A 6,316-nucleotide genomic window follows, 5' to 3' on the forward strand; every position below is an offset into this window, starting at 1 on the left:
TATTTCTTAGTCTTTACAGCTTTTGTTTCCATGGTAAAAACGGAAGCATATTCTTCGAATTTAAACTTGCTGGCTTTTTGTGAAACAAAGTATTCCCGCAGCGGTTCTCCCAAGGTTTCATCTCCATTCTTTCTGGTATTGATCAATATCACTACGGTATTTGCCGGGTCATATTTCCTGACTATAAAGTTGCCTATTTTCTTGGCATGAAGGTCAATATTATTAACGATGGAAATGAGGTTCGGGTTTCCAAACTCAGAGGGCTGTGTTGCTGCCAATGGAGAGACGACAGGCAATTGGTGTGCAATGGAATAGGCTGCCATCGCTTTAAGCCCATCCGGGAAGACGGGGCCAATAATCAAGTTGTTTTCCAATAAACTTCCGGTATTGAACAAGCGGTTCAGCTGGTCATTGTCATCGCGGGTATCATAGACATTCACCTTGAAATTTAAGCCTGCAGCAGCCGCGGAGTCAATCCCCATTTTAAAGCCCTGATAGAAATCAATGGCCATTGCATATCGCTCTATATCGGCTTTACTTTCCGTTTTTGGCTTAAACTCATTCAATTTAAACGGCACGAGCAAAGAGATACTCGCCTGTGTAAATTTCCTGGCGGGTTTCTCCTCTTCTTTTTTGACTTCGGCAGTGACTTTATTCTTATTGGGCCGTACCTTTTTCGAACAGGAAGAAAGGTACAGCCCAAGAAGGATCAACAGGAAATATTTACTCCCACTCAATCGTAGCCGGTGGTTTTGAACTAATATCATATACTACCCTATTTATTCCTTTTACTTTGTTAATGATTTCATTAGAAATTTTAGCGAGTATATTGTATGGAAGATGGCACCAGTCTGCAGTCATTCCATCAACAGATTCTACAGCCCTGAGACAAATTACATTCTCATAAGTACGCTCATCTCCCATTACCCCAACAGATTGTACAGGTAAAAAGATGGCTCCGGCCTGCCAAACTTTATCGTATAAGCCGGCTTCTTTAAGGTTATTGATATAGATAGCGTCGGCTTCCTGAAGGATAGCTACTTTGTCGGCTGTTACTTCTCCAAGAATCCTGATGGCAAGCCCCGGACCAGGGAAAGGGTGACGGCCAATAATGAAATCTTCCAGACCTAATGAACGTCCTACTCTTCTTACTTCGTCTTTAAAGAGTGTATTCAATGGCTCTACCACTTTTAATTTCATAAAGTCTGGTAGTCCGCCAACATTATGGTGTGATTTTATAGTTGCTGAAGGACCTTTAACAGAAACGGATTCAATCACATCGGGATAAATAGTCCCTTGTGCCAGCCATTTTACATCCTGTACCAAATGCGCTTCATCGTCAAAAACCTCAATAAACACGCGCCCGATAGCTTTGCGTTTTAACTCAGGGTCTTTAACGCCTGCCAGCTGGCTTAAAAAGCGGTCTTTGGCATCTACACCTTTAATGTTCAGTCCTAAATGTTTGTATTGTTCCAGAACGGCATCATATTCTCCTTTACGAAGCAAACCATTATCAACAAAAATACAGTGCAGGTTTTTCCCTATGGCCTTGTGCAACAGGATCGCAGCAACACTGGAATCTACACCTCCGGAAAGGGCAAGTACGACCTTGTCATTTCCTAATTTTGCCTGAAGGTCCGCTATGGTTGTTTCTACAAAGGCATCCGGTGTCCATTGCTGATGACATCCACAGATATCAACCAGGAAGTTTTGAAGCAATTGCTTGCCATCCAAGCTGTGGGTTACTTCAGGGTGGAACTGAATTGCATAGGTCTGGGTATTTTTAACCTGGAAGGCAGCAACCCTTACACTGTCTGTACTGGCAATCAGTTCAAAATCTTTAGGAACAACAGTGATGGTATCTCCATGGGACATCCACACCTGAGATTCTGAGGAAATATTTTTAAACAGTGGATTTCCTTTAGCTACATAATTCAGATTTGCCCTTCCGTATTCCCTTGTAGAAGAAGCCTGAACTTCGCCTCCGGATTGCTGAGCAATGTATTGAGCGCCATAACAAACTGCCAGCACCGGGTAGTTTTTATGGAATCTGGACAGATCAATTTGAGGAGCATCTTCCTGGCGTACCGAGTAAGGACTACCGGAAAAGATAACACCTTTTACGTCTGATGAAAACTCTGGAATGTTATTGAAAGGATATATTTCGCAATAAACGTTTAATTCGCGAACTCTGCGTGCAATTAACTGTGTATATTGGGATCCAAAATCGAGAATTATGATTTTTTCTAGCATGGACACAAAGTTAGTATTTATTCACTTCTACACCGAATCTTTTTAAGAAATCAACCCCCTCATCACTCGGAAGTCCTTTATACTCGGCATAGGAGTCTTTATAGACCACTACTTTAATGCCTGAGGAGAGGATTAAACGTGCACAGGCAATGCAGGGGGATAAAGTGGTGTATAATGTTCCGCCTTCAATATTAGAACCATTTTTGGTGGCAAACAGGATGGCATTTTCTTCTGCATGCAGTGCAAGAGAACAACTGCCTCTGGAATCTCTGTCACAACCGGTTTCCGGCCATTCCTCATCACAATTGTGTGTGCCGGAAGGGGGCCCGTTATAGCCTATAGAGATGATCCGGGTATCTTTGGTTAAGACTGCGCCTACCTGGGCCCTGACGCAATGTGAACGGGCAGACAGATCTGTGGCCAGGTGCATAAATATATCTTTAAATCCTTTCTTCATAAGCTGTATTTCAATTAAACGGGACGCAAATATAGGCGAAAAAAAATCCCTCCCTTATGTATTCAGGGAGGGATTTTTTATAGTTTTATTCTTCTAGTGTCCGCCGGAAAGCTTCTTATCGAAACTGATGCCCTGCGACCTCAGGATTCCGCTGACTCTCCAGGCATAAAACGCCAGGTAAGAAAAACATATAATACCTACAATATAACTATACTGGATGCCGGTGAATTCAGATACATAACCCTGAACCCAGCTGATGATACCTCCACCCATGATCATCATGATCAGGAAACTACTGCCCTGACTGGTGTTTTTACCAAGTCCGCTTACGGCTAAAGTAAAGATACATGGCCATAAAGTACTGCAGAACAATCCTACACTGGTAAATGCGTATACGCTCACCATACCTTTGGTAAACATACCGATCAACAGGGCTGTAATGCCAATGAAAGAGAATATAAGAAGCATCCTGGCCGGATTTCCTTTACTGGCCATATCTGCAATGATCAATACCAGAATAATTAATCCGTAAACATAGAACGGCGCAAGGTCATGATGAAACATTGCATTCACCCCTAAGAAAATCGCAAAAGCTAAATAAGGTGCAATAAACCTCAATATTTTCTGGGTTCCTACATTATCCGTAAAAGCTTCTACTGCGCCGGTCCATCTACCGATCATCATACTTGCCCAATACAGGGATACATAGGGTGCAATATCTTTAATTGCAAATCCAAGATCTCTTTCCATATAAGCAGGAAGATTACTGGCGGTTGATACCTCAACACCTACATAAACGAAGATTGCAACCATACCCAATACCAGTTGAGGGTATTTTAAAGCTGAGCCCTTCATGCTTGAATCCTCTACTTTTGCCTCAACCAAAGTTGGCCTGTCGGGCAAAGAAGATAGTTTCAGGAATATGGCCACCGCAATAAAAGCAACACCTAAGATCAGATAAGGCACTTTAACGCTTTCAATACTTACGTTTTCGCTTGCGCTGGACAGGGAACCAAAAATAGCAAAACTCACAATCAGAGGGCCTATGGTTGTACCAAAATTATTGATCCCTCCGGCAAGCGTTAAACGCTGTGAACCTGTTGTAATTGGCCCTAAAGCGATCGCTAGCGGATTGGCAACTGTTTGCTGCAGGGAGAACCCAAGGGCAACAATGAACAGACCAGACAACATCAGCGGAAATGATCCTAAATTCGCGGCAGGATAGAACAATAAAGTTCCTACAGCAGAAATAACCAGACCTAATGCCAATGAATTTTTGTAACCGATCTTATTGACAAGATCTTGTTTCATAAGAACCGAAACTGCATTATAAATTAATGAGCCCACGGTATACGCAATGTAAAAGGCTAATGACACCCATTGACTTTGGCTTTGGGTAAGGTCAAAGGCTTTTTTGAAAACGGGAATTAAAATGTCATTACTGGCGGCTACAAAGCCCCAAAAAAAGAATACCGTGACGAGGGGTATGAACTGCCCCCATTTGGTCTGTGTTTGTTGTTCCATGTTTATGGTTAGTGAAAAGTTTTAAGCGCTAAACTTAAATAAAAATTGTTGTATACCAAAGTGTATTGTTTACACGCTAAAACTAGTAAAAAAAATAGGAGTATTTAAGGTATAAAATTGCATATTGCATAAAAATACGTTTAGGTTAGATGTTTGAAGCAATATTACAAGGGATAGGTGCAGGGATTTTGTTTTCGTTTTTAACGGGGCCTGTATTCTTCTCCATGATTAAAACAAGTATTGAGAAGGGATTTAAAGCGGGATTTTCTTTAGCCATTGGCGTTATACTAAGTGACATCGTATTCATCAGCGCCACCATTTTCAGTTCACAATTTGTAAACTACAATTCAAAATACAATCAGTATATAGGTATTATTGGCGGGCTCTTCCTATTGGGTATTGGTCTGTATTATCTGATTAAGAAAGTAAAGGTCAATTATGAAATTGATGAAAAGATCAAAATCCGGAAACGGGGTTATATTATTAAAGGTTTCCTGATGTGCCTGCTGTCGCCAACCACCCTAATGTTCTGGATCATGGTTGGCGGAATTGTTTCCGTACAACTGCATTATGATATGAATGAGAAGATTGTCTTCTTTATTATTGCGATGGCAACACAGCTTTCCATGGATTCGATAAAGACCTATTATGCTGCAAAACTAAGGTACAAGATCAAAGAAAAGTCTATCCAAACCCTAAACCGCATTGCCGGAGGGGTGATCATTATCTTTGCCATCAGGTTGTTTGTTGAAGTGATCCTGAAATATTACAGATAAAAAAAGCCCTTGCCTGAAATCAGACAAGGGCTTTAATTTTTATCTATTAAAATTGCTTAGTAAGCTCTCTGGTTACTTCCTTCTTTCCAGTTTACAAATGCTTTGTTTACGACTTTGTTTCCTCCCGGGGTTGGGTAATTTCCAGAGAAATACCAGTCACCAGTATGGTTTGGACAAGCGACATGCAAGTTATCAAGGGTTTGATAAATCACCTCTACTTCAGCAACTGTGTCCTTTGGTGTAATGATCTTTGTGATCTGCGCTGAAATCTCTTCCTGTGTAAAAGGACGATAGATATCCTTCACATGATTTACAATCTGTTCTTTAGGCAACAGTAATGAAGCTTTACATTTCTCATAAACTTCATCAATAATATGTTTTAAACCTCTCTCATGTAACAGCTGTATGGCCGCTTCAAAAGCAACGAACTGCCCCATCTTAGACATATCAATACCATAGCAATCCGGATAACGGATCTGTGGCGCAGAAGAAACAATAATGATCTTCTTAGGGTGAAGCCTGTCGATGATCTTGATAATACTCTGTTTAAGCGTAGTTCCTCTTACAATAGAATCATCTACGGCTACCAGCGTATCTGTATGATTTTTGATTACCCCATAAGTGGTATCGTATACGTGTGCCACCATATCCTGGCGGTCGGCATCCTGTGTAATAAATGTTCTTAACTTGACATCTTTGATGGCCAGTTTTTCTACCCTTGGGCTCAAAGACAACAGTTCATCCAGTTCCTGGTCATTCATCAGTTCCTTGCGTCCCAGCAAAGCATCTTTCTGCAGCTGACGGATATGTCCATGAATTCCCTCCACCATTCCATAAAAGGAAACTTCGGCTGTATTAGGGATAAAAGAAAATACAGTATTTTTAAGGTCCCCATCTACCGCTTTTAAGATTTGTTTGCAAAGCAGGCTTCCAAGGTGTTTTCTCTCTTTATAGATATCGGCATCTGATCCTCTTGAAAAATAAATCCTTTCAAAAGAACAGGCTCTTTTTTCCAGGGGCTCCCTGAACATTTCCTGAGTTACCGTTCCGTCCTTTTTTACAATCAGTGCATGTCCAGGCTCAATTTCTTTAACATCTTTCAGTGCAATGTTAAAAGCTGTTTGAATTGCCGGGCGCTCTGAAGCTGCAACCACAATTTCATCATCAACATAGTAAAATGCAGGACGGATACCAGCCGGATCACGCATAAAGAAAGCATCTCCATTTCCAACTATTCCTGAAATGGCGTATCCCCCATCCCAGGTTTTCGCAGAGCGGCGAAGTATATTGGCAATGTTTAATCCGT

Annotated in this window: 6 protein-coding genes; 1 reads left to right on the plus strand and 5 read right to left on the minus strand. The window is 41.3% G+C overall.

Annotated elements, in window-relative coordinates; genetic code table 11:
* The 4 genes from VNZ46_RS02565 to VNZ46_RS02580 all read right to left on the minus strand — a co-directional run.
* On the minus strand, positions 1 to 767 hold a 767-nt coding region (locus VNZ46_RS02565), incomplete at its 3' end, for an ABC transporter substrate-binding protein (RefSeq protein WP_414693453.1).
* Positions 724 to 2,253 (minus strand): glutamine-hydrolyzing GMP synthase, encoded by a 1,530-nt coding sequence (gene guaA, locus VNZ46_RS02570; RefSeq protein WP_325558503.1) that lies wholly within the window; start codon positions 2,251 to 2,253, stop codon positions 724 to 726. The genes VNZ46_RS02565 and guaA, both read right to left, overlap by 44 nt.
* Positions 2,254 to 2,263: 10 nt before the next feature.
* Positions 2,264 to 2,710 (minus strand): deoxycytidylate deaminase, encoded by a 447-nt coding sequence (locus tag VNZ46_RS02575; protein WP_108554357.1) that lies wholly within the window; start codon positions 2,708 to 2,710, stop codon positions 2,264 to 2,266.
* A 93-nt stretch (positions 2,711 to 2,803) separates the two neighbouring features.
* Positions 2,804 to 4,234 carry an MFS transporter gene (locus VNZ46_RS02580; RefSeq protein ID WP_199076410.1) on the minus strand — a complete coding sequence of 477 codons (1,431 nt, stop codon included), beginning with the start codon at positions 4,232 to 4,234 and terminating at the stop codon, positions 2,804 to 2,806.
* 149 nt (positions 4,235 to 4,383) lie between these two features.
* Here VNZ46_RS02580 and VNZ46_RS02585 point away from each other — a divergent pair, with 149 nt between their 5' ends.
* Positions 4,384 to 5,010 (plus strand): LysE family translocator, encoded by a 627-nt coding sequence (locus VNZ46_RS02585; RefSeq protein WP_108554355.1) that lies wholly within the window; start codon positions 4,384 to 4,386, stop codon positions 5,008 to 5,010.
* A 56-nt stretch (positions 5,011 to 5,066) separates the two neighbouring features.
* On the opposite strand, the gene VNZ46_RS02590 is transcribed toward VNZ46_RS02585, so the two are convergent.
* A partial coding sequence (locus VNZ46_RS02590) for an amidophosphoribosyltransferase (protein WP_325558504.1) occupies positions 5,067 to 6,316 on the minus strand: 1,250 nt, incomplete at its 5' end.

The organism is Pedobacter sp. (assembly GCF_035566355.1).
Classification (GTDB): Bacteria; Bacteroidota; Bacteroidia; order Sphingobacteriales; family Sphingobacteriaceae; genus Pedobacter.

Coding starts and splice junctions, on each gene's coding strand:
- VNZ46_RS02575 (WP_108554357.1), bottom strand. CDS start 2,710: ATGAAGAAAGGATTTAAAGATATATTTATGCACCTGGCCACAGATCTG.
- VNZ46_RS02585 (WP_108554355.1), top strand. CDS start 4,384: ATGTTTGAAGCAATATTACAAGGGATAGGTGCAGGGATTTTGTTTTCG.
- VNZ46_RS02580 (WP_199076410.1), bottom strand. CDS start 4,234: ATGGAACAACAAACACAGACCAAATGGGGGCAGTTCATACCCCTCGTC.
- guaA (WP_325558503.1), bottom strand. CDS start 2,253: ATGCTAGAAAAAATCATAATTCTCGATTTTGGATCCCAATATACACAG.